This window comes from Edaphocola aurantiacus, from assembly GCF_019797745.1.
GTDB classification, from domain to species: Bacteria; Bacteroidota; Bacteroidia; order Chitinophagales; family Chitinophagaceae; genus Edaphocola; species Edaphocola aurantiacus.
Genome location: NZ_VOSI01000003.1, coordinates 671,523 through 694,250 on the forward strand (window position 1 = coordinate 671,523; position 22,728 = coordinate 694,250).

12 protein-coding genes are annotated in these 22,728 nt (G+C 45.3%); 4 read left to right on the forward strand and 8 right to left on the reverse strand.

Features of this window, described 5'->3' with window-relative positions:
• Positions 1-488: 488 nt before the first annotated feature.
• The 4 genes from FTD44_RS11690 to FTD44_RS11705 all read right to left on the reverse strand — a co-directional run bounded on the left by FTD44_RS11690 (position 489) and on the right by FTD44_RS11705 (position 11,330).
• Entirely contained in the window at positions 489-5,036 is a 4,548-nt protein-coding gene (locus tag FTD44_RS11690; RefSeq protein WP_222166607.1) for an RHS repeat protein, read from the reverse strand.
• A 42-nt stretch (positions 5,037-5,078) separates the two neighbouring features.
• Entirely contained in the window at positions 5,079-8,498 is a 3,420-nt protein-coding gene (locus tag FTD44_RS11695; protein WP_222166608.1) for a hypothetical protein, read from the reverse strand.
• 37 nt (positions 8,499-8,535) lie between these two features.
• Positions 8,536-10,047 (reverse strand): hypothetical protein, encoded by a 1,512-nt coding sequence (locus tag FTD44_RS11700; RefSeq protein ID WP_222166609.1) that lies wholly within the window; start codon positions 10,045-10,047, stop codon positions 8,536-8,538.
• Between the two features lie 380 nt (positions 10,048-10,427).
• Positions 10,428-11,330, reverse strand: a complete 903-nt coding sequence (locus FTD44_RS11705) for a hypothetical protein (RefSeq protein ID WP_222166610.1) — start codon at positions 11,328-11,330, stop codon at positions 10,428-10,430.
• Between the two features lie 114 nt (positions 11,331-11,444).
• On the opposite strand from FTD44_RS11705, the gene FTD44_RS11710 reads away from it, so the two are divergent.
• The gene (locus tag FTD44_RS11710) at positions 11,445-14,384 is read left to right on the forward strand and encodes a BamA/TamA family outer membrane protein (protein ID WP_222166611.1); all 2,940 of its coding nucleotides are present in this window, start codon (positions 11,445-11,447) and stop codon (positions 14,382-14,384) included.
• Positions 14,385-14,451: 67 nt separating this feature from the next.
• Here FTD44_RS11710 and FTD44_RS11715 read toward each other — a convergent pair whose 3' ends face one another.
• From FTD44_RS11715 to FTD44_RS11725, 3 genes are all read right to left on the reverse strand, one after another.
• Entirely contained in the window at positions 14,452-16,059 is a 1,608-nt protein-coding gene (locus tag FTD44_RS11715) for a T9SS type A sorting domain-containing protein (RefSeq protein WP_222166612.1), read from the reverse strand.
• 228 nt (positions 16,060-16,287) lie between these two features.
• Positions 16,288-18,063: a glycosyl hydrolase family 28-related protein gene (locus tag FTD44_RS11720; protein ID WP_222166613.1), complete on the reverse strand. Its 1,776-nt coding sequence runs from the start codon at positions 18,061-18,063 to the stop codon at positions 16,288-16,290.
• Between the two features lie 156 nt (positions 18,064-18,219).
• Entirely contained in the window at positions 18,220-19,353 is a 1,134-nt protein-coding gene (locus FTD44_RS11725) for a formimidoylglutamase (protein WP_222166614.1), read from the reverse strand.
• Between the two features lie 115 nt (positions 19,354-19,468).
• Between FTD44_RS11725 and FTD44_RS11730 the strand changes: the two genes are divergently transcribed.
• From FTD44_RS11730 to FTD44_RS11740, 3 genes are all read left to right on the forward strand, one after another.
• The gene (locus FTD44_RS11730; RefSeq protein ID WP_222166615.1) at positions 19,469-20,179 is read left to right on the forward strand and encodes a YebC/PmpR family DNA-binding transcriptional regulator; all 711 of its coding nucleotides are present in this window, start codon (positions 19,469-19,471) and stop codon (positions 20,177-20,179) included.
• Positions 20,180-20,248: 69 nt separating this feature from the next.
• The gene (locus FTD44_RS11735) at positions 20,249-20,674 is read left to right on the forward strand and encodes an acyl-CoA thioesterase (RefSeq protein ID WP_222166616.1); all 426 of its coding nucleotides are present in this window, start codon (positions 20,249-20,251) and stop codon (positions 20,672-20,674) included.
• A 77-nt stretch (positions 20,675-20,751) separates the two neighbouring features.
• Positions 20,752-22,257 carry a GH3 family domain-containing protein gene (locus tag FTD44_RS11740; RefSeq protein WP_222166617.1) on the forward strand — a complete coding sequence of 502 codons (1,506 nt, stop codon included), beginning with the start codon at positions 20,752-20,754 and terminating at the stop codon, positions 22,255-22,257.
• Positions 22,258-22,274: 17 nt separating this feature from the next.
• On the opposite strand, the gene FTD44_RS11745 is transcribed toward FTD44_RS11740, so the two are convergent.
• Positions 22,275-22,652 (reverse strand): winged helix-turn-helix transcriptional regulator, encoded by a 378-nt coding sequence (locus tag FTD44_RS11745; RefSeq protein WP_222166618.1) that lies wholly within the window; start codon positions 22,650-22,652, stop codon positions 22,275-22,277.
• Positions 22,653-22,728 lie beyond the last annotated feature (76 nt).

Genomic DNA, 22,728 nt, shown 5'->3' on the forward strand with positions numbered 1-22,728 from the left:
AAGCCTGCTTTTGGTATGAAAAGTACTGATTTATGAATAGTTCATATTGATTATATATGAATTTTAATTGTAGTATTTTGCGATTAAAACTGCAATTAATATATAGCCTAAAAATATACATAATGATCCCAGGAAATATTTAATAAATAGTTTTCCATTCTGGTATGGATACTTTTTAATTAAAATTTGGTACCGGTCTTTGTGAAAAATCAAGAAATAATTAAGTAACAAAAAAGGCAAAAAGTACGAAAAGAAAAAACTAAAGAATGCATCTATACGCGTTCCTGGAAATATATCTATTGGAATTTTGAATATTCCCTTTACTATTCTTAAATCATGAAGGATAAATAATATCAGTACAAGGTTCAATGCCATTGTCATAGACATAAAAATCATTGTGTAAACCTTCCAGTCCTTCTTATTCTGGGCTTGAGCTCGTGCTTTTAAAATACAATCAACCCAAGTTTTATAATATAATTTCATAATTCTTATTTTTCGTCATCATTTACTGCGTCATATATCAATGTTGCCCCCCCATAGATTAATACACCTAAACCGATTCCCCAGCCAATAGGGTTTGAGACTATGCCAAAGTATACTAAACCAGTTGTCGCTAAACCTACTACACCAACACTAGCATCAACTATATCACGATGTTGACTAACTTCTGACCACCCTCCGGATTCAAGTTGATCAGCCACTTTGTAGACTGAGTAGCTGGTAGAAACAACTGATCCAAGAATACCTAAATTTTTTGAGTACTTAAGATAACGTGCTCCTCCGGCGCCATATGTACGAAGTATGTTTATGGTACTTACATTGTATATTTTGCCACCTCTAGCCAATACTGCCCCTCCTTCAATTACCATCTCTTTTAATCCAGAAGCCAGGCCCCATGCACCTAAGGCGGTATTTGTGCCATCTATAAGACTCGCCTCTTTTGCCGCATTTCTCAGGTCATCCAAACGAGACTGCAAAAACAGGTCATTTGAAGGATCCATAAATGCATCAATATCAGCATATCCCTTTGGAGAGATATAACTTCTTTGACCATACTTATTGTATCCCGTGTATGTATAACCATCAAAATTAGTCCCAATGCGCAATTCGCCCCAATAAGCTGCGCTTAAATAATTATATAAGGCGGTTACAGCTTTATCTCCACTTGCCCACATGCCATCGTTACCCGCAGCTACAGAAAGAGCCCAATTTCTAATCCATTGTTCAGCTCTCTTTTGCTGTATTGCCATACTTTGCATAGCTGTTCTTTCCCCAAAATTAAGATACCTATCCATGAAATTCGGCATCGTTTGGAACCTCATAGCCATTTCATTACCATATTGAGGAACACCACCTCCATTATGAGCTTCACCCTTTACATACAATCCCAGAGGATCTGTTAAGGTAGAAGGATTACAAGCCATAGCATGGTAAGGGCTTAAGCCTTGCTGCCCAGCAGCATCAGCCATAGGATCCAGGCTCAGAAAACGTCCCAACTGAGGATCATACTGGCGGTTATGAAAATCCATCCACTTCAGAAAACCCTCTTCACGATATTCATTACCCTGGTAACGGTTTTTGTTCGGTAACATTCCAGAAGCTGTACTACCCATACCTACGATCGGTAAACCATAAGGGTAATAGTGTTTTTCCTCCAGCAATACGCCAGGCTCCAAAGTTACGGCAAGATTGTCAAAATAAGTAGGTTCGGCACTCTGGGTACTGATATAAGTGGCTACATAACCACTCTGGGGTACTTCCAAAGTCTCAGTAGCATCGGTACCGATACGGCTCCAACTGCCCGCGCCATCGGCCTGCCAGATACGGCTGTACTCCGGTACCAATTGCATTTGCTCATCGAAAAATAAATAACTGAGATATGCTTTTGGCTTATTGGGGTTTGTGGCTGCTGCCTGTAAGGCATCATAGGCCTGCTGCAGGCTGCTACTGTTCAGCATTTGCGCTGCCCAGTCGCTGGCGATAGTTCCTTCTGTTCCACTCAGCTGTCCTGCCGCTTGCGCCAGGCTATTCACTACTTGTTCAAAGCTGCTACCGCTCACATTGCCGCTGCTGGTTTCGGAACTTTCATAATAGTTATCGGCATTCAGGCTCAGCTTATCACCAGCCATTACTTTTAAAAGTAAAGTAGTGCCCACATTAGGTGTGCTGGTATTGCCTGTAGTCAGCAGCGCCGCTTTGCTATCGGTACTGCTGGTACTCTCCGGTTTATCTTCACTCAATACCGCTACCTGGTCAAAGGTCTGCTCTTCCTGGCTCAGGTTTCCGGTCTCATAAGTGGCATTATAGGTCTGCTGCTGCGCGGCAAGGTTCCCGATTCCTCCCGAACCTATAGCATCTGCTACTACACTGCGTACATTGCCCAAGTGATCTTTTACAAAATACTGTTCCTGAGGAGTAGATTTTGTCATATCAATGCGGCCCACCGGCGTACTGATAGACAGCAACACAATTGGCTGTTTATTTAAAGTATCTCTGTACTGTGCAGTGCTGATATAATCGAATCGTACCGTGCTGCCGATATTTACAATTTCCTGTACCTTATTGCCCGCCGCATCGTAGCTGTAATACAATCGTTGCGCAGTAGAATCTACAATACTGAATGGCTTGTTGAAGTAAGTATAACCAATATTGGACGAGAAAATACCTTTTGAACGATCTTTAACCAGATTGCCTGCCAAATCGTAAGTATACCCTTGAGATAATCTATTCAGAAAGTCTCCACGGCTAAAATTAGTGGTAATTGCATCTACAACTTTATCCAGCTTATTGCTGTTAGATAAATAAGTATAGGTAAGGTTGTCTACTGTAGTCGGGTATACCATCTGGTTGACCGCCACTACAGCCATGCGTTTCAGGCTCAGGATATTGCCGCCCTGGTCATAAGTAACGGTTTCACTGTAATCCTGGCTGCTGTTGCTCCAGCTGGTCGGCATTACATAACCGGCATTACTGCGGCTGTACGCCCCGCTCAGCATACGGCCTGCGGCATCGTATATATAGCCGTAGCTATGGGCACCCATATTACCGCCAGCGGATCCTCTCCAGATCATACCTGCGGCCAGCCCATCGTAACGCAGGCTGTCATAACCATAATCATAGCGAAGGGCTTCCCCGAAGGTGATCGATTGTCCGCCATTACTACCTGTAAGGGCAAAGTTTTCATTGATCCCCTGCAGCTCACCTCGGATATTGTAGCTAAAGTTCTGGGTCTCTGCATTGGAGCCTAATGTAGAGCTGGATTTACGGCCCATATCATCGTAGGTATTACTAATGATGGGCTGCCATGGCATGTTATTAACACGGTGCTCACTTAGGCTTAGCTCCCCGGTTTGCGCATTGTAAGTATTGCGGTACCATTCGCGGAAGGCCGGGCCGGTACCATTTCCGTACTGCTGCCCATGTGCGGTGACCAATACTTGCCCGGTATAACTGTATTGTACCATTGCTGTGTCCTTTCCGCCACGTGCATGCTGCGATACCGTATAGATCGGTCTGCGTTCTTTATCATAAAAGGTCTTGCTGTAAGTCCAGTCCTGGAGGCCGGTATTGGTTGCGTGCCCCCTGATAATGCGTACTCTTCCCGATGTCTGCAGACCATAGGTACTCCCGCCGGTAGTAAAGGTCTCCGCATCGGTGGCCGTACTCAGGCTGGCCTGTATCAGGCCGGTGCTGAAGTTTTCAGAAGCCAGGGGATGCGTAGCTTCATAGCTGTCATAATAATTATATGCCTGTATCTCGCAGGAGGTAATACTCAGGAGGTCGGGATAAGTATACCTTCCGGTTCCCCACAGGTAATAATTGATCGTACCCGTGGTGCTACCGTTACTTTCGCTATTCGCAGCAGTCTGCAAGCTGTCCCGGCTTTCGCTATTGGTCAGTATAGCCGTAGCAATCACACGACCCGGACGATCGTAGAAGATCACTTCCCATAGTCCTTTACTTTGCTCAATTACATTGCGGCGCATGATCACCTGGCCCTCTTTATTGTAGACCAGTTCGGTAAATCCGGTTTCACCCGGCTTGTGCTGGGCATACTGGCGGCCTTTGGCATCATATTTATAAGAGAAGCAAAGCTCGTCTACCACCGCCTGGCTTACCGTGCCGGATGCGGCCTCCAGGGCCTCTACGGCTTTAGGGGGTAATACATAACGCAGGCGGCCGATGGCATCATACACATAATAGGTGCGGGCATAGGTTTTAGGGCTTTTACTCATCAGGCTGGCCTCGTATACCGGTTTGCCCTCACGGTCTTCGAGTACCAGTTTTTCTCCACCTTGTGCGGTGGTAATCTGACTACCCTTTAATGCATTTGCCGTAAAATAGCCATTTGCCTGTGGCAGACCATTAGTACCAATGTCCCAGATACGGATGCCCGCCTGTGGCAGTCCGGAGCCGGTATTGGCATCATTGAATACTATAGTGGTTTTAGAACCTCTGCCCTGCCCTATTCGGCTGCGGCCCGGCGCATAAGCGGTACTGCTGCGCTCGGTACTGCTGGAAGTATTCCGTACCATAGAGGCAGATAGGCCAGCAGTGCTCACCTCGGTACCACCCTCTGAAGGGTATAGCGTACCATTGTGGTATTGAGTAGATTTGTAGATCGGATTGATGTCATAACCTGCAGATGAAGGATATGGCTGGAAGCTGTAGCCATCGGGCAGGTTACGGATATCGGTAGTCTTTATGACAAAGCTGCTATTGCTCCTGCGGACGCCCACCTGCACTGGGTTGCCTTGTCCGCTTAACGCTGTGGCCGTCATGGCAGCCTTATCGGCAGTCGTATTATAGGTAAACTGTGCAGAAGCCGTATCGCGGTATTTGGGAACCAGTACCGTCAGGGTCTGCACCCCCCAGGGTGTGGTTGATGCCGGTATAGGTGCCGTATTAGTCACACTACCGGCTACTGTTTGTTGTGTCGTATTGGGCGTATTGGTTTGCCCGTACGCCAGCCCACCGCAAAGCAAGGCCAGCACCGGTATTACAGACCGGTATATATAGGAAAGTCTATTTGACATATAATATTTTTTTACGGATTCTACTCCGGAAGATGATGGATTTTAGTTGATTACACTATATTGATTTTTACTGAGGATATTACCTTCCTGATCACGGGTCAGTAATGGACGACCCAGCTTATCGTATTCAAAATAGGTAATGCGGCCCAGGGCATCGGTAGCCGATCCGGCACCGAACAAGGGTTCATAATACCAGCTCTGCATGGCCGCCTCTACCGGGTGTATGCGGATGTCCTCAATACCTACATTGGCACTGGTATGGAAACCGATCTTCTGTCCTGCAGCCGATGGGCTGAAGAAGGCCTCATATTGCTTAAAGCGACCTACCGTGGCAATGTGCTTCAACGTAAACTGTGTTCCATTTTCAATACCGAAAGAAGGCATAACATTATCCGTAGCCCAGAACGTAGTCCGGTATTGTTTACCGGTGCTCAGGCTGGTAGTATACAGGTCTTTCTGACTGGTAGCGGTCAATACATACAATCCCTTGCCAGACATAGCTTTTACACCGCTTACGCTTAAGGTCGGTTCATTAGGATTGCTGATGCCGGTACCTGGGAAAATAATATTAGCCTGCGTGAACGTAATATTTCCCTGCACATTCTGATCAAAATCGGCATAAGCCACATCGGTCTTACGGGCATTCCCGATCTCTACAATTTTTTTATCATTGGTCTGATCAAAGAAGATGGTTTTATATTGTTTGCTACCCTCAATATACGTCTCCGTTACATTGCCACGGTTATCAAAAGACTGTACTTTGGTTACAGGGGCAATATATGCCGGCAGCGCGCCGCCGGTATAGGTAATACCCACGTTGGTGTATGGCTCTGCAGAAGGCACACTGCTTTGTCCGGTGTAGGTAGCATAGCTTAAGGGATCTACGGACTCCAGGCTAAACACTCCTTTCGTTACGGGAACATCTCCGTTCAGGCCCATGGTATACATAGAAGCGGACATCAGCTTTGCATTAAGCCATTGCTGTTCCGCAGTACCGGTACCCATTTTCCATTGTTCAGAACCCACCAGCATTTCCATGCCCTTGCTTTTCAATTGGTCAAGGTCATTATTAACCAGCGTAGCGGGCAGATCATAGTTGTAAATATTTACCTGTCGTAATACCTCCCCCCGGCTGTTATTCACCAGGTTTGATTTCAGGTTATAGCGGCTGTCGTATATATACAGTATGGAATCTACCATATAACGGTTATCAGAAGCATACTTACGGGTCACTACTTTTTTAGGCAGACTCTGACCGCGATAGGGTTTGTACGGGTCCAGGATCACATTGAAATCGGCGATCCACTGCCCCGTCTGCTCAAGTGCATTGGCAAATAACCAACCGCTTGGTTTGGGATCGACAATACGCTTAGCCTCATTTAAGCCGGCAGTCACCGCTCCAGTAGTATCCAATACAGACTGATATTCTGTGAAGGATTCACTAATCAGCAGTCTTTTACTGTCATAATTACGTACCGTCAACGGCAGGCCAATCTCCCAGTCTCGGATTCTTTGCTTCTGCGTATAGGGTTTTTCAATGGCCAGAGTACCACCACCGGTTACCAGAACTTTAGGAGCAGCAGTACCATCTTTGAAATTGGAGAACTCATAGCTTGTTTCAGAAAGCCATTGACCATACTGGTTTTTCTGCTCTACAGTTACACTGCTATACCCATGATTGGAACCATAATACAAGGCCATAGGGCTGGCAAAGGTTTCATACCAGTTACGGATGGTATAGTAGCTGGAGGGCGCATTAGGGTCTGCTGTGTTCCCTCCAGCCACCCGGTATACTTCCTGATCCCGGGTAAAGCCTTTGGGCAGAAAACGCTGACCACCATCATAAACAAAGTTTGTGAACAGGTGTACCGTAGTATCATTCAAATCAGAAACTTCGATCTTATCAATTCTTACGCCATCATTGGCATTGGTCCCGGCAAGATCAGCATCCGTACTCATCAGTACAGAATTTACATCCTCCAGTGAGTGCGCACCATAAGTAAAGGTGGCGACACCACCGGTGCCGCTGGTGATCTTTTTGAGCAGACCAAATTGTCCATAAGCTGCATTGTCTGTTTTATAGGCATCCGGGTACACAGAGTGTGTTGATATACCTATATTCTGACCATTGTAATAACCATAGAAGTCCAGTCCACCACCAAAACGACGCTGAATCAGGTCATTATACCCAAAGGTATATAAGGTCTGGGACAGGCTGCTATCTGCCGATACCTGGCGTATGCCCTTTAGTTTAAGACTGTAACGATCACGCTCATCCCCCTGGTCGGTACTCACTTCTGTTGAGGAGGAAGCACTGCTCGGGTTATGAAAATAAGCATAATCGAATACATAACGCATACTGTTAGTCCTATCCTTAAACACTACTTCGTTCAGCCTGGGATAAGTGTTGGAAGGATTGCTAGTGTATGGTGCTCTTGGCGAAAATTCCAATCTTGAATTTTCGTATACAAGTTCAAGCTGTGTACCATTAGGATAACTAATTACGCTAACCAGGTCAAAGTCTGTCTTATTAAAATAAGGTGCAATAATTGGAGCTTGGTTGGGCTGATAGGTATTGAAACTTTTTACCCAGGAAGAGTCCTGTGCAATATAATTGGGTATCTGGAAACGGGTATAAGTATACCTTACCGTCCTGCTGGCATCATAACGTACCGAATCCAGGTTCCAGTTGGTGACTATAGGTAGCTTTGCTCCACTGTAATAATCGGTGCCGTAAGGATTGGCCTGAAAGGAAGCCTCACTGCGGAAATAGGCCGTTACAATGGTTTCCTTTTTTATGCCCGGACCAAAATAATAGATGACATTATTTTTCTTATCCCTGATCGCAATAGGTACCCCTGAATAGAAATTATAGGTTGCAGTACTGCTTTGGTCCCCGGCCGGACGATACATTCCGTCGCGGTAGAAACTGATCTCATAATCAGCAAAGCTGTTGGTAAAAATGCCCCCATTCTCCCCCACATAAAAGGTAAAACGCATATTGCCGGCAGATACATAATATTCATCGCTTTCGGTATCACGGAATATTTTTGTATTGGCTCTTTCTGTCGATGTCTCCATAGCTACCTGCAGTCGACCTTTGTACATATGTACTGCTGCCAGTGCAGGTACGCCATTAACCGGGTCCATATCATACTGCTGATTAGTGTCTACCTGGAGCCGATAATCATCGGGCAACCCCTTTATCATTCTGCTGATGCCGCCACCGGCATTCAGGTTCCAGTGCAGACCGGCCGGGCCAGCCAGCTCGCGTACGGGTACACCCTTGGTGTTGTAGGATAGGGAGATACCCATGCCATACTGTTCATAAATGGGGATGTTGACATTGACGGTTCCGTCAAATAGATTGGGGCTGTAGAGCTTGCCCACATCCTGGGCGGTGCTCATCCCGGCAGACATCATAAAGAGGCCTGCCAGCATTAATGGTTTTGTGTGCTTCATACTACAAAAAAATTAGGTGAAATATTATTTGTGATCTTTATAATTTATAGCCTAACCGGATGATCCAGGGGCTGTTGATGCCTGTTTTATCGTTGAGGAAATTATAGCCGATCAGGAAGGTGCCCTGCTGGTTACGGTTAATGCGATAGGTCTTCATCAGGCCTATATAAGCTGCATCCTGTAATAATCCCATAGCAGTACGTACATTGGAAGCATTGCCATAACGTTCCTGCAACTGTACATAAGGCCTGTTCAGGGGTTTGAGGCTCTTCTCATAACCACCCTGCAGGCTGATGCCCCAGATCAGCTGTCCGTCGAGGAATACTCTTCCGGTCAGGCCTTCATAACTTAATCTAAGATGCTGCCAGTCACGGCCTAGTCCCAGGCTGGCATCCAGTCCTATACCTATGCTGATGCGCGGACTATGCTGATAAGCTGCATTCAGTCCGGCCTGTACCATAACAGGTTTTTGCCCGTTAGGGGATGCTCTTTGTGTCTGCAGGTTGTACTGGTATTCCCAGCGCTGCCAGAATGGTATACCCCGCATCGGATTTTTCAGATCATCCATAGGATTGCGTAGTCCCTGCCTGGCTTGTTTGACTTTATCTTTAGTGTCTTTTGTGGTATTTTTTGCCTCTTGCATACTTTGAGCAACCTGCTTTACTTTAGCTGCTTGCTTCTCCAGTCCTAATTGTTTACTATAGTCCTGTACCTGCTGTGCCGCCTGTTGCTGTACCTGTTGTAACTGGTTGCCGAATTGCTGTTCCAGGGCGGCATTGACCGAAGATTTGGTCTGGTAGCCCATTTGTTTCAGGTCCTGTTCACCCGGGTTTCCGGAAGACATGCCCGGTAGTGAGGAGCGCGACAGCATCTCATTAAATCCTTCTATACCCTGCAGCAGATCAAGGGCTTTCTCTTCTGTTGCATCAGGATCCTGTACAATTTTCTTCCAGTACCCCGCCTGCTGGGTGCCGTAGCCATACGCTTTATTGAGTCTACCCAGTTGGGATGCGAATGGTGATTGACCCAGTAAACGGTTCAGGGCATCACTGCGTTTTTTAACCTGGCCCTTCAGGTAGTCTTGCGCATTCAGTTGGCTGTTGAGTTTATCCATACCAGGTACGGATAAGCCTGTGCCACCAGGTATTTTTTGCTGTATAAAGGATTGTATTTTCTTCAGGCTATCCAGTGCCTTAACCGGTTGCTGGCCGGCCAGCTTGTTCAGTAATGCCGTATCCATTGCCGTTTTACGGATACTGTCAAAATTGGCCGCATTTAATTTCTGATACTGTGCATATAAAGTACTGTCGCTGCGTTGCAGTTTAGCAGCCAGACGGGTTTCCTGCCGCTGCAGTTTGCGCAGCATGCGTTGTTGTGCGCGGGAAGCTTTCTGCTGGTATTGCAGATGCTGGCGGTATTGCTTCTGGATATACACCTCTGCTGCATGCACGATCTCTGTACTGTCTTCAATGGCAGATGCCTCCTGTGCCCGGGCACTGATCCATGCCGGGAGTATACACAATAGCAATAATAAAAACGACTTGAACATAGCGAATTTAAGTATAGCAAAGAGGGGCTTTAGAGGGTGCGCAAAAGTATTACTATTTTCTGTTAATTCTCTACTAGTTATGCACGAATGTGAAAAAATGTTATTAATAATCAATAAAATATTTTTTAATTAAATATTTCACATTTTTGTAAAAAACAATAAATGAGCGATGGAATCTTTTACTGTATTGCATTTCAACCTACTATATAATCACTATAAAGTGATAGTGTAAGACGCTATTTCATAGACCAGTTAAATATCTGATCATTATATGATAAACATTATTTCACAATAGGTAAGGGAAAATCAAAGTAATTTAATCGCAAACATGAAAGGGGAATGCTCTACATTGGCCGATATAAGAAAGCCTGGCAGTACGCCTACCAGCGCTTACCCAAACTTATGCCGACAAAGAATGAAGCCTGCCAGAAGGTGTTCTTCTGTTGCAGCAACACGGGTATCGCTTTGGCGTAACAGGCTAGTTGTGCCCCTATCTGGAATTGCTGAACAAAGCCGGATGGCCTGTCGGGACTGAATATTACAGAGGGACTGATATATATACCAGGTATACACCTTAATTCATTCAAACCTTTACTCCATTTATCCGCGCCCAGTATTCGGTTACGGCTCAGGAACAGATCCTGATTATCTTCTGTATAGGCTTCAGAACTGGCATATGCTTGTTGCTGTGCATCGTATCGCAGCAGATTAAGATATACGGGCTTCAGCAGGGCAAGTGAGAGTCCGGCTTCCAGGCTGGCTTTCAAACTTATATTGCCTTGTAAGATGGACGGGACGATTGTCCATTCACGACCATAACCCAGTTGTGTGGTATAGACTTTATATTGCTTGCCAAATATATACGGCCGGTAGGCTGTCAGTCCGCGATAAGCAGTATCCTGTCTTTGCTGCCGTACTTCCTTTTCATGGCGAATCTCTGCGACCTGCAGGCGGATGAAGCTTTCATCCTTAGGTTTTTTGTTGAAATGATAGTGTACCTGTCCGCTCCATCCTGTGGTATGTAAGCGTCCACCAACATAAATAGCATGCCGGTAATTGCTGTCTGTACCCCATGCTTTCAACTGCATTAAACGGGTTGTTGCTTTTTGTTGCTGAACTTTCGCCTTTTCCTGTACCTTAGATTTCCGGACATTTACCGATTGCCATACTTTATCTTGTGCGCTCATTTGCTGCAAAGATGCAAGCACCAGCAGACAAGATATGACGCAGCCCGGAAGGCTTTTTATAATGGCAGTGAAAAAGAAGTACTTAAGCGTATTCATAACATCAGACAGGTGGGTTTTCCTGCATATACGCAAAGAAGGCCTCACTTATTGCGTCGCAAGTTATCATATTTTGTGGTTACTTTGCCGGAATTTTGCCAGATCACCTGATCGATGAAAACGTTTTTCAATACTATATATACTTATACCGTCACGTGCTGCAGCCTGTTGCTGGCCTTATTTTCATATGGCACAACCAATGCACAGCAATCTGTTCCGGCCCTGAACCAGCTGGTGCCGGCATACCGTATGCCCTATCATCAATGGCACTGGCAGGTATACAAAACACCGAATGCTCATATTTATTATCCTGCAGGTATGGATAGTGTATGCGCATTCACCCTGGCACATTACCTACAGGAGAAGGCGATCGTGGAAAAGAAAGCCGGCATGTCGGTAAAGGGAACTCCGAGCCTGATCATTTATCCTGCTGTAAGCCAGGCTTATGAATCCCGCATTGGGAGCTGGGATGCGGGCACACAGGCTTTTCCGACCATTGCCCGGCAAGGTAATCGCATCATACTGGGTTTTAATGGTAGATATAAAGATTTTACAGAACAGCTGCGCATAGCCTTTGTACGCAATATGTGGCAGCAATCCTTTGGTTATATTAATGGCACCGACATCCGCAGTACGGCTAATGAGCTGGACTGGCAGTGGTTTAAAGAAGGGGCTATACAATATTTGGCTACCGGATTTTCACTGACTGATAATGATGTATTATATCAATGGTATCGCCGTCAGGCCTTTCCAACCTGGTCTACTATGACACAAACGACATCTGCGCAACAGCTCATTGCGGTGAAAGGATTCTGTTATTTTCTCGAACAGACGTATCGTAAAGATGCTGTAAAACAAATCCTGTTTCAGCTCAGGAAGAAAAAGACATTTGCCGTAGCCGTACGCCTGGTCTGCAAGCGCTCCTTCGCACAATTACAGGACCTGTACATGGCATTTTTATACAGTCGTTACGGACAAGTGCAGCAGATTAATGATACTGTTGCTCCGGTATTATCATTCGCAGATTCTTTGCAGGAGCATCATCAAGCCAAATTAATCTGGACTAATGCAGATACATCTTCAGCATTATGGATCAGGCAAAGCGAAGAAAGCCGCAGTGTGTGGATGCAGCAGGCGGGGCAGAAACCTAAGAAATTATATACCTATTTATTACCCTCATGGATCAGTAATTATAACTGGGATACCTATCCGCTGGTACAGGTAAGTGCGAGACGCATCTATATCATTGCCCCGGAGAAAGGAAATCTACAGGTTTCGGAATACACCGGCTCCGGTGCGAGACTTAAGCGCAGCGAATTACCCCGCGGTATAGACGGCATCAGTAGTTTTGAGGCGGTGAGTGAACGGGAGTGGCTGATGACGACCTATACTAAAGGCAGAAGTGATGTGATCCGTTTCCTGCCGGGTAGCCTGAAAGTAATCCCGGTGACCAATGATCTTGCTGATAATACACTGCTTGCTGCAGATAAGTCGTCCGGTGTAATCCGCTACTACAGCGGTTATCCTGATCTGATCAAGCTAAAAAAGAATAGTCGTATAAAAGATAGTATTGTTGCAGATACCATAAAAGGAAAGACTTATGGCTGGTATAGTAATGCTACGGAAGGTAAAGCAGAACAACTGCTGATCAGCGACAGCTCTGTGTTTGAACAACAATTGCAGGCCGCATTATCTGAGACAGATACTTCATTGCCACAACACCGAAAAACCTGGTTACTGGCGTATCACAAGCAGAAAAAGACAGACGACAGTATTGCCGCACTGGAAGCAAAGTATAAATCACAGGGCGGAAACTCTTTCCTGCAGCAGGTTTTGGGAAGTAATAAGGATACCGGCATACAAAAAGATTATACAATTTTTGATCCTAAACAAGTACAGCCATATCGACTGCAATTGCATAGTCTCTGGTTCCAGGCAGCGATCAATAATGATTATTTTATTAATCGCCTGCAACCCTACCAGGGCTATCTCGGCACGTATAAGTACCCTGAGATCGGTGGTATGTTCAGCAGTGGCTACAGTGATATTTTTGAACAGCATCAGTTCAGTATAGGCTATAAATTACCGGCCGGCACCGAGGGTAGTGATTTCTTTGTACGCTATCATAATAAACAAAAACGACTGGACTGGTATGCGCTTTATTTCCGCAAGGTAGAAAGCCTGAAACCTGATCCCCGACAGGCATGGGTAGATGCACAGGGTATTCCCTACCCGGCTGCGGCTAAAGTAAAGACGTATTATTATGAACTGGGTTTTAATTATCCGTTTACTTATCATAGTGCGGTAAGTGCTACGATTGCATATCGTAAAGGCCGTACTGTGTTCCTGGCAACTGATCCGTACAGTCTGCCTTATCCGGCATTGCGGGAGCAGTGGAATATGAATACGGTGGCACTGAATCACAACCACCTGAAACCAACGGTACACAATAATGCCTTCTACAGCGGCTTTCGCAACAAGTTGCTATTGGATGTAATGATGCAGATCGGCAGTAAAAATCCTGCATTTACTTATGGCATCAGTAATCAGTTTGAATGGCATCAGCCATTAAATAAAGCCATTAACTGGGTTACCCAGCTGAAAGCCGGCTATAGCGGTGGAGGGGAACATATCCTGTACACATTCGGTGGTGTAGATCATAATGTAAATGGCAGAGTAGACTCCTCTGTACTGTTCAACCAGCAGGCACCATATGTATTCCAGAGCCTGGTGACGCAGTTGCGTGGCTTTAAGCAGAACAGTCTGTACGGTAATGTATATGGTTTGCTGAATACCGATGTATATGTGCAAATCTTTGACGGTTTATTTGATTATAAAACACCCTATTCTTTCGTAAACCGACTACAATTAGGAGCCTTTGCAGATGTGGCCTGGGCCTGGGAAACCTGGAAGCCGGATGCGCTCTGGCAGCAAAGACATAGCTTCGGACTCAGTGCCAAAACCATACTGGCCGGCTATCCTATCAGGCTCGACCTGGCTTTTCCATACAACTTCAGCCAGTCCCCGATGCTGCATTTTTCGTTGAGATTATAGTATAAAATAATAAAGGCTGCAGATTTGCTGCAGCCTTTATTATTTTGATATGATGTATACATTTCGATTAATGTTTCACCACAATCTGTGTATTTACTTTCTTTCCGTTTACAGTAGTATTCAGGAAATAAGTACCGGCAAGTACATTCTGCAAACCATCAATGGTGAATGCATTTTTGCCTTTTTGTGCGTTATATCTTTTCTGTATAATCTGGCGGCCGGTGATATCCAGTAACTGCAACGTTACAGGACTATGCTCTGAAACGGTAACCGTGGTATGTATTTCATTATGGAACGGATTTGGATAAGTATTGTCTGCAATTTTTATATCCTTCGTGCCTTTAAATACATTGTTATTCCATGGATGGAATGCATGATGTAGTACATATACGCCCTTATCTTCATCGTAATTATAATAAACAGCATACTCATAATCCGGAACAGCCTCCAGATCAGATTTACTGATGGCAATACCAGGATTCTCTGTAATCTGTGAATTGGTGAAGCCATTAGGAAGCTCCATGTAATCCTGTGCATTAATCAGATTATTTGTATTAGGATTCATTTGAACACCCATGTAGCCATTATACGTATTGTCATTAGACGCATACCATGCTATGGTAATACCATCGTTTATGATGCCGCTGTTTGTGTTGTAAAAACCATAGTGCAAAGCCGGGGAATAAGATCTGGATGCATTCAGTGGCTGATTGTTCAGCGGTGCGGCACCGGTAGTGATCTCTCTGAACGTATATACCGGAAGTGCCGGGTTAGGAGCGTAGTCTGCTGAACGCACAAATACATCTACGCCATTGGAAATGGAATATGCCCAATTGGCCGCACCCTGATCAGGACAGTCGATTATGGCCGGGGTAATTTTCTGTCCTGCCCCGAACGGATTAATTACGTCTTCTACATTAGGCGTAATAAGAGCAGGAAAAGGGGTATTAAGGCCAGCCCAGGTCTCCGATAACTTAGTAATGTTACCCGCATTATCATTAAATACAATATACACATCCTGAACATTGCCATTATATCGCATAGCGACATCCGGAGCTACCTGAGTTGTTGTGCTTAATAGGGTACTCACAGCACTCCAGCCATTCGGACCGTACACCCTTGTTTCGATGCCGACACCAGGATTGGCCCATACAATGCTTAACTGTCCGGCATAGAATAAGCCATCCATACTGATTTTACCATAATCATGAGCATTAGACAGCTGGACCGTAGAGTTCAGTACCACAGGGTTTGAAGGTGAGGAAACCACATCGTATACATCTACAAAGTGGCCTGCACCCGGCTTGTAATAAGCCACAAAAATTCTGGTACCGTAATTGTTGTCATAAATAATAGCAGTACTCAGTCCGGTTACATCTTTGTATAAAAATGAACCTTGGTAAGCCATAAGCGTAGTACCCGGTTTGGCAAACTGGTAATTGAATTCACAGATCGTTCCCGGTTCTGAATCGCCCCAGGTGGATACGTACAGGTCACAAGGTACCCCATCGTAATCTACCCCCCTGGCAGAGTTACAGGAAATGTGATTGGGCGCTTTCATATCCGGGTTGCCGTAGGTAAACTCATCGGCAATAGGATTGGTGAAAATTTGCGCATGACTGATGCTGCCCACTGAAAGCATGGCCAGTGTGGCAAAGGAGAAAATTTTGTTCATATAAAAGAGAGTTAAATGCCTGGCTAAAATAATATTATTCACCGCAAAGTGAAATCAAATATGTATATATATTTTTTGCTACACAATAACCATTTTATAATCAATATGTAAAATAATTACTACTATCCATTGTCCCATATATTCACTATAGAGGAGCACCTGTATAAGTACAGAAACTACATAAGCTCAATCTAAATATTGAAATTAATTAAGTGAAAAGGCGCTTATTTACGGGTTCAAAACCACTACCCTTGCATGCTTTCCCGAAACGGTGTGTATTATATACATTCCCGGTGCAACATGGATCAGGTTTACTCTTGTACCCGACTGCGTCCAGCTGATATTGCGCCCCTGCAAGTCGTTTATATAAGAAACCTTTTCTCCCTCTGGAAGATTAATGACGCCCCAAGATGGATTCGGGAAAACCGTTATGCCGGTGTGCAAACTGATCTCTTTGATGTGTGTTGGGTTACCCAGTTCTGTCTCACTGCAAATACTATAACGCTGCTCAGTATAGCGCTGCTTTGCCGGAATCGTATATTGATTAACCGTATTCGGATAGCCAATTGAAGGCCAGGGTGCAGCTATATACCAGAATGCGGGTACGGTGGTACGGTAATATGAAGTGTCATTAACGACTCCGGTACCGGAAGGTTGTATCACACCGAGTATATTATTCCCATAATTGAAATGCCCTGAACCCGGAATGCTGAAGCTACCCATAAATGTTCCGACATTGGTGGTCTCATTGCCAATGAAAGCCTGCTCTGCAGTTTGGGGAGTACCAGTGGTAGAGATAATGCCATAGAGTTCTGAACGGTTACGGAAAAATACATTGTCCGGTCCGGAGGGCCCCCAGAAATGATCTATAATAATGTTCTGCACTACATTTCCTTCAAATAAATTGGCATAGGCATAATGCCCGTGCAGAGATATATCTCCGGAAAAATCCGGAATGGCCTCTGAGCGCTTTGGTTCAAGGCTGTAGTTATAAGCCAGCACATTACCATTTGCACCATACTTGACCATCATGGCATGGCGCAGTTTACGGAAGATATTATTCTCTACCAGGCAGGAGCCGGAATGATTGTCCAGTGTGAGCCCATAACCCCGCGTGCCATCGCCGTCAAAGGTAAATGCATCATGAAAATAATTGCCCTGCACCTGTATATGGCTACTCAGGCTGATCATAACATGCGATCCTACACTCTTATTACTTTCTACGCCACGCAAGAAGCCATATACCGCCTGTTCGAACAGGAAATTATACCCTGCCCCGCCGGTCGGTTCATCAATACGCTCTACATAAAAGCAGGAAAATCCATTGCCCTGCTTTAGGCTGATCGGGCGTATCTGGGGATGCAATGCGGTATCATAGGTAATGCGTAATGGATAGCGCAGGTATACCTGGTTATTCCGGATGGAATCAATCAGCAATAGCTGTCCAACGCTATAAGTCGCCCAGGTAGCAGGCACCACATCCCAGCTGCCATTATCCTCTCTTATTTCGGCAAATGTCCCTGCCCTGATGCCGCTGGTATCGCTGACCTGCAGTATAGAACTGCCTTCGGTATATCCCTGGATCACATCCCGTAAATTGCCCGTTCCGCTGCCCATTACTTCGAAGCAATTGGAAGGACTGCCCCCAAGGTCAAAATACAACCGGGTATCATTTGCGCCGGCACCACGGATAATAATACCTGCCGGTAAGTGCTGTGTACTGTTAAATCTGTATTTGCCTGCGGGAAAATGTACAATTCCTCCATTATTACCCAGGGCTTGTATAGCCAACGACAATGCAGCTGAGTTGTCTGCACTGGAATCATTCCAGCCTCCGTAATTAAGGATGGATACTACGGGCATTGAAGGATTGGCCGCAGGTATGTCTGAAACGGCCTGCCAGTTATGGCGTTGATGTGCAGGCAATAATTGTGCATTCAGGTAAGCGGGACAAAAGAGCAGAAGCAGGGTCAGGCATTTTGGCCATCCATTCAAATGTAGCATACGCAAATTTAATTGGATTTAAGCTGAAAACGAACTGCTTATATGCTATATTAAAAGAATATGCACGCTGAGGTTTCTGAATGGTGTATTTATTTTGAGGGCCTCAACAAAACAAAAGAGGAAGACGTGTATACATCTTCCTCTTGCTATTAATCATTATAATAATCTTTCCTGTTCTCTCATCCAGCGTTCCGGTATTTCCTGCTGTGCTGCGGTCTCATAATCTTTCTGCGAACAAGGCATATAAGACTGATCCGGCATCTGCATCCACCATCTGCCGGTAATGCGGCTCTTCAGAAATGCGGTATCATACTCCGCAAACGGTACATTATATACCAGAAACTGGTCGTTCTGCGCCGGCTCTGCTTCTGAAATACGGATGCGGTACCCATCTATAAAATACCAGAGCATTTGTGCAATCAGTTTGGCTCCCTGACGCGCTTCATCATCTTCCGGATTATAACCATAAATACCTACCGAACACATTTTCTTGCTCATACCGGCATAACGCATCAGCTGGCACAATTCATCGCCGAAAAATCCATTAGGTGAAGCATCCGGGAGAAAAGGGGCATCGCAACGACGCAGGGCATTCATATCTACGCTGAGCAGGCTGCAATTACGCAGTACAGGCTCCATTTCTTCCATATCACCACGTACTGTACCTAACCGGTAAAAATCGAAACGCAGCTTGTCCAGGGTCTCCAGCATACGCGGATTTACATAATAACTCTGGAAGCCTATATGACTGTAGTTGCGGATATAGTTAGGATGGCTGGTCAGCATATCCATCAGGAAGCTTCTGTCGCTGAGGGCTTCTTCGTCTTCCAGGTCTATAAGGCTGTCAATCACTGCGGCATCAATTGTCTCCTGTGGCTGTTTGAACGCTTCGTACTGCTGTAAAGTCAGGTCTTGCGTACCACCCAGTAGGATCACGATCTTTCCGGCTTTGTGCAGCTCTTCCAGGATAATGCGCAATGCTGCTTTGGTATCGGTAATAGCGGCACCCTCTACAATATTGCCCAGATCGGCAATCTGTATATTAGGATACCAGTTGTATAAAGCATAAAATGCTTCTCTGATGGCATTCGGGGCATCTGAGTACACATCGGTACCTTGCCCTCCACGGCGCTCACCACAGCCCAGCAGGATAATATCTGCCGCATCAAGGTCTATCCCACCTGTTCTCAGGGCCTTGATAGAGCGGGCCAGCTGCAGGGAATCATAGTCTCTCGGATGAATCAGGTCCTGGAAATGTAAATGGCTCAGGAATGCATCAAAATCAAGCATATCAATGGTTTATTTGGCGGCGAAGTTAGTACTTTGGATTGATTTGTTATTGTTCGAAAATACATTAATTTTGTCGCGCATTTAAACAATATTAATCTAAGGAAATAATAATACTATGGGACGCATATTTGAGGTACGTAAATCGAAAATGTTTGCACGTTACGACAGAATGGCAAAGCAATTTACCCGTATTGGTAAAGAGATTGCAATTGCTGTAAAAGCCGGTGGTCCTGAACCGGATACCAATCCTGCTTTACGTCGTGTAATGCAGAATGCCAAATCGATCAATATGCCTAAAGAGCGTATCGAAGGGGCTATCAAGAATGCACTGGGTAAAGATACCAGCACATTTGATGAAGTACTGTATGAAGGTTATGGTCCGCATGGTATCGCTATCCTGGTAGAAACCGCTACAGATAATACAACCCGTACCGTTGCCAATGTGCGTACACACTTCAATAAAGGTGGTGGTAGCCTGGGTAATAGTGGTTCTGTAGGTTTCCTCTTCAATCACCTGGGTGTATTCAAATTAAATCCGGAAGGCTTAAGTATGGAAGATATGGAACTGGAACTGATCGATGCCGGCCTGGAAGAATTAGGAGAAGACAGTGATGGTAATATCGTGATCCGTTGTGCTTTTTCTGACTTCGGTAATATGCAAAAAGCACTGGAGGAAAGAAACATGACGCCGATCAGCGCAGAGCTGGAGTGGATTCCGCTGAATACTACTGAAGTTACGGAAGAGCAAAGCGATGATATCTTTAAACTGATTGAGCGCCTGGAGCAGGATGATGACGTACAGCGCGTATTCCATAACATGGCTTAATATTCAGATGAAAATTATAACACAAACCCTTTGGATAACAGCCCAAAGGGTTTTCTTTTCTTCCAGTTTATGTTTACACACGAGACTAAAATAAGAGTACGCTACGGAGAGACCGACCAGATGGGTTACCTGTACTACGGATATTATGCTTTATATTATGAACAGGGCCGTGGTGACGCTATGCGCAGCCTCGGTTTTACCTATAAAGAACTGGAAGAGCAAGGCACGATCATGCCGGTCGTTTCTATGCAATCTGAATACCTGCGTCCTGCTTATTATGATGACCTGATCACCGTAAAAACCATCCTTAAAGAACTGCCGGACAGCTATTTTGTAACCTTTCATTCCGAGCTGTACAATGTGGCCGGTAAGCTGATCAATAAAGGTTCTGTAACCCTGGCTTTCTACGATCCGGTAACCCGTAAAAAGACGAAGCTGCCCGAAGTGTTACGGGAAAGACTGGCGCCGTTTTTCAATGCAGATGAGCCGGCATAAAAAGGAATAAAACTAAAATTGGCTTTTCTTTTAGGGCACAATTAAGTAACTTCACTGTCCTCTATAATTCATTGACAATGAAGATAAAGTCCTTTTTTGCCAAACCCTATGCGGCGATTGTTCACAAGAAAATCCAGAAGGAAATGAGAACAGCCGTGCAGGACCAGGAACGCATTTTCAAAGACCTGCTCAAACACGGTTCTTTCACCCAGTTCGGCAACGACCACAGGCTCAGAGAAGTACAGCAATACGATGCCTTTAGCCAGGCTATACCCGTACATACTTATGATATGCTCAAGCCTTATCTGGAGCATATCAAGGAAGGAAAAAGCAATGTGCTCTGGAAAGGACGACCCCTATATTTCGCCAAGACTTCCGGCACGACCAATGCCGTAAAATATATCCCCATCAGCCGGGAATCGATTCATAACCAGGTCAATTCTGCGCGTAATGTACTGCTCAGTTATATGGCCACCTCCCGCAATGCCGATTTTGCAAACGGGAATATGATCTTTCTTTCCGATCCGCCAACGCTGGAACGCTTTGCTGGCATTCCTACAGGAAGGCTCAGTGGCATCATTAACCACCATGTGCCGGCGTATATGCGCAATAACCAGTTCCCCTCTTACGAGACAAACTGTATCGAAAACTGGGAAGATAAGCTGGCGCGTATTGTTGCAGAAACCATGAATAAGGACCTGACGCTGATCAGCGGTATGCCAACCTGGATACAGATGTACTTGGACTGGTTGCTGGAGCATAGTCAGAAAAATGATATCAAACACCTGTTCCCAAGCCTTCAGGTGCTCATACACAGCGGCGCCAATTTTGACGTATACCGCAGTCGTCTTAAAGAGCGCGTGGGCTTTGATATTGATACCCTCGAGACCTATCCTACCTCTGAAGGGTTCTTTGCCTTCCAGGATTCGGTACAGGCAGAGGGAATGTTGCTGAACACCAATTCCGGTATCTTCTACGAATTTATACCCATATCAGAAATTCATAAAGACCAGCCCAAAAGACTGCGCCTGCAGGATGTGGAGCTGGGTCAGAAATATGTACTCATTATCAGTAGTAATGCTGGTCTGTGGGGCTATAATATGGGCGATATTGTACAATTTGTAAGCCTGGATCCGTACCGCATTATTGTAAAAGGTAGGGTTAAGCATTACATCTCCCTGTTCGGAGAGCAGGTGATCAGCCATGATGTAGAGCGGGCTATGCTGGCCGCGACAAACCAGCACCAGTTGAAGGTGGTAGACTTTATTGTTGCCCCTCATACCGAATCTGAGGGCGCCCCTTATTATGAATGGCTTATTGCAGCGGATGCTCCTTTGTCAGACCTGGAGACACGTGCATTTGAAGTAACTATAGATCATATGCTGCGCATGCAGAACAAGGCTTATGATAACCTTATCGTGGAGCATCAATTACAGGCCTCCCGCGTGCGCTTCCTGCCCGGAAATGCATTCCAGCAGTATATGAAAAGTATCGGCAAACTCGGCGGGCAGCACAAACTGCCTCGCCTGAGCAATAATTATGAGCTAGCAGCACAACTTTCAGCAAGTAATATTACTATATAATACCTGTCCGCTTCAGCTTATGCAAGCTGTTCCTGGTATACTTTACGGGATTCTTCAATATCTGCCATATGTTCTTTAGACCAGTCAATCAGGTTGTGAATATGTGGCAGTAATGTTTTAGCCCGCTCCGTCAGTTCGTATTCCACACGGGGCGGTATCTGCGGGTACATAGTCCGTTTCACCAGTCCGTCGGCCTCCAGGGTCTTCAGTGTTACCGTCAGCATTTTCTGAGAGATCAGTTCTATGCCCTTATGCAATTCATTAAAACGCATAGAAGGGGCAGTATCCAATGCCATTAAAATAAGCACAGACCACTTATCTCCGAAGCGATCAAATACGTTACGCACCGGGCAATGTTCCGGAATATGTATTTTTTTTGGATTATTTTCAATCATAACTATCTGATTTTCAATATTAGTTTCGTCCAGGTAAGTATAAAACTTTTCCGTGCCTTATTGTTGGAACAAAAGT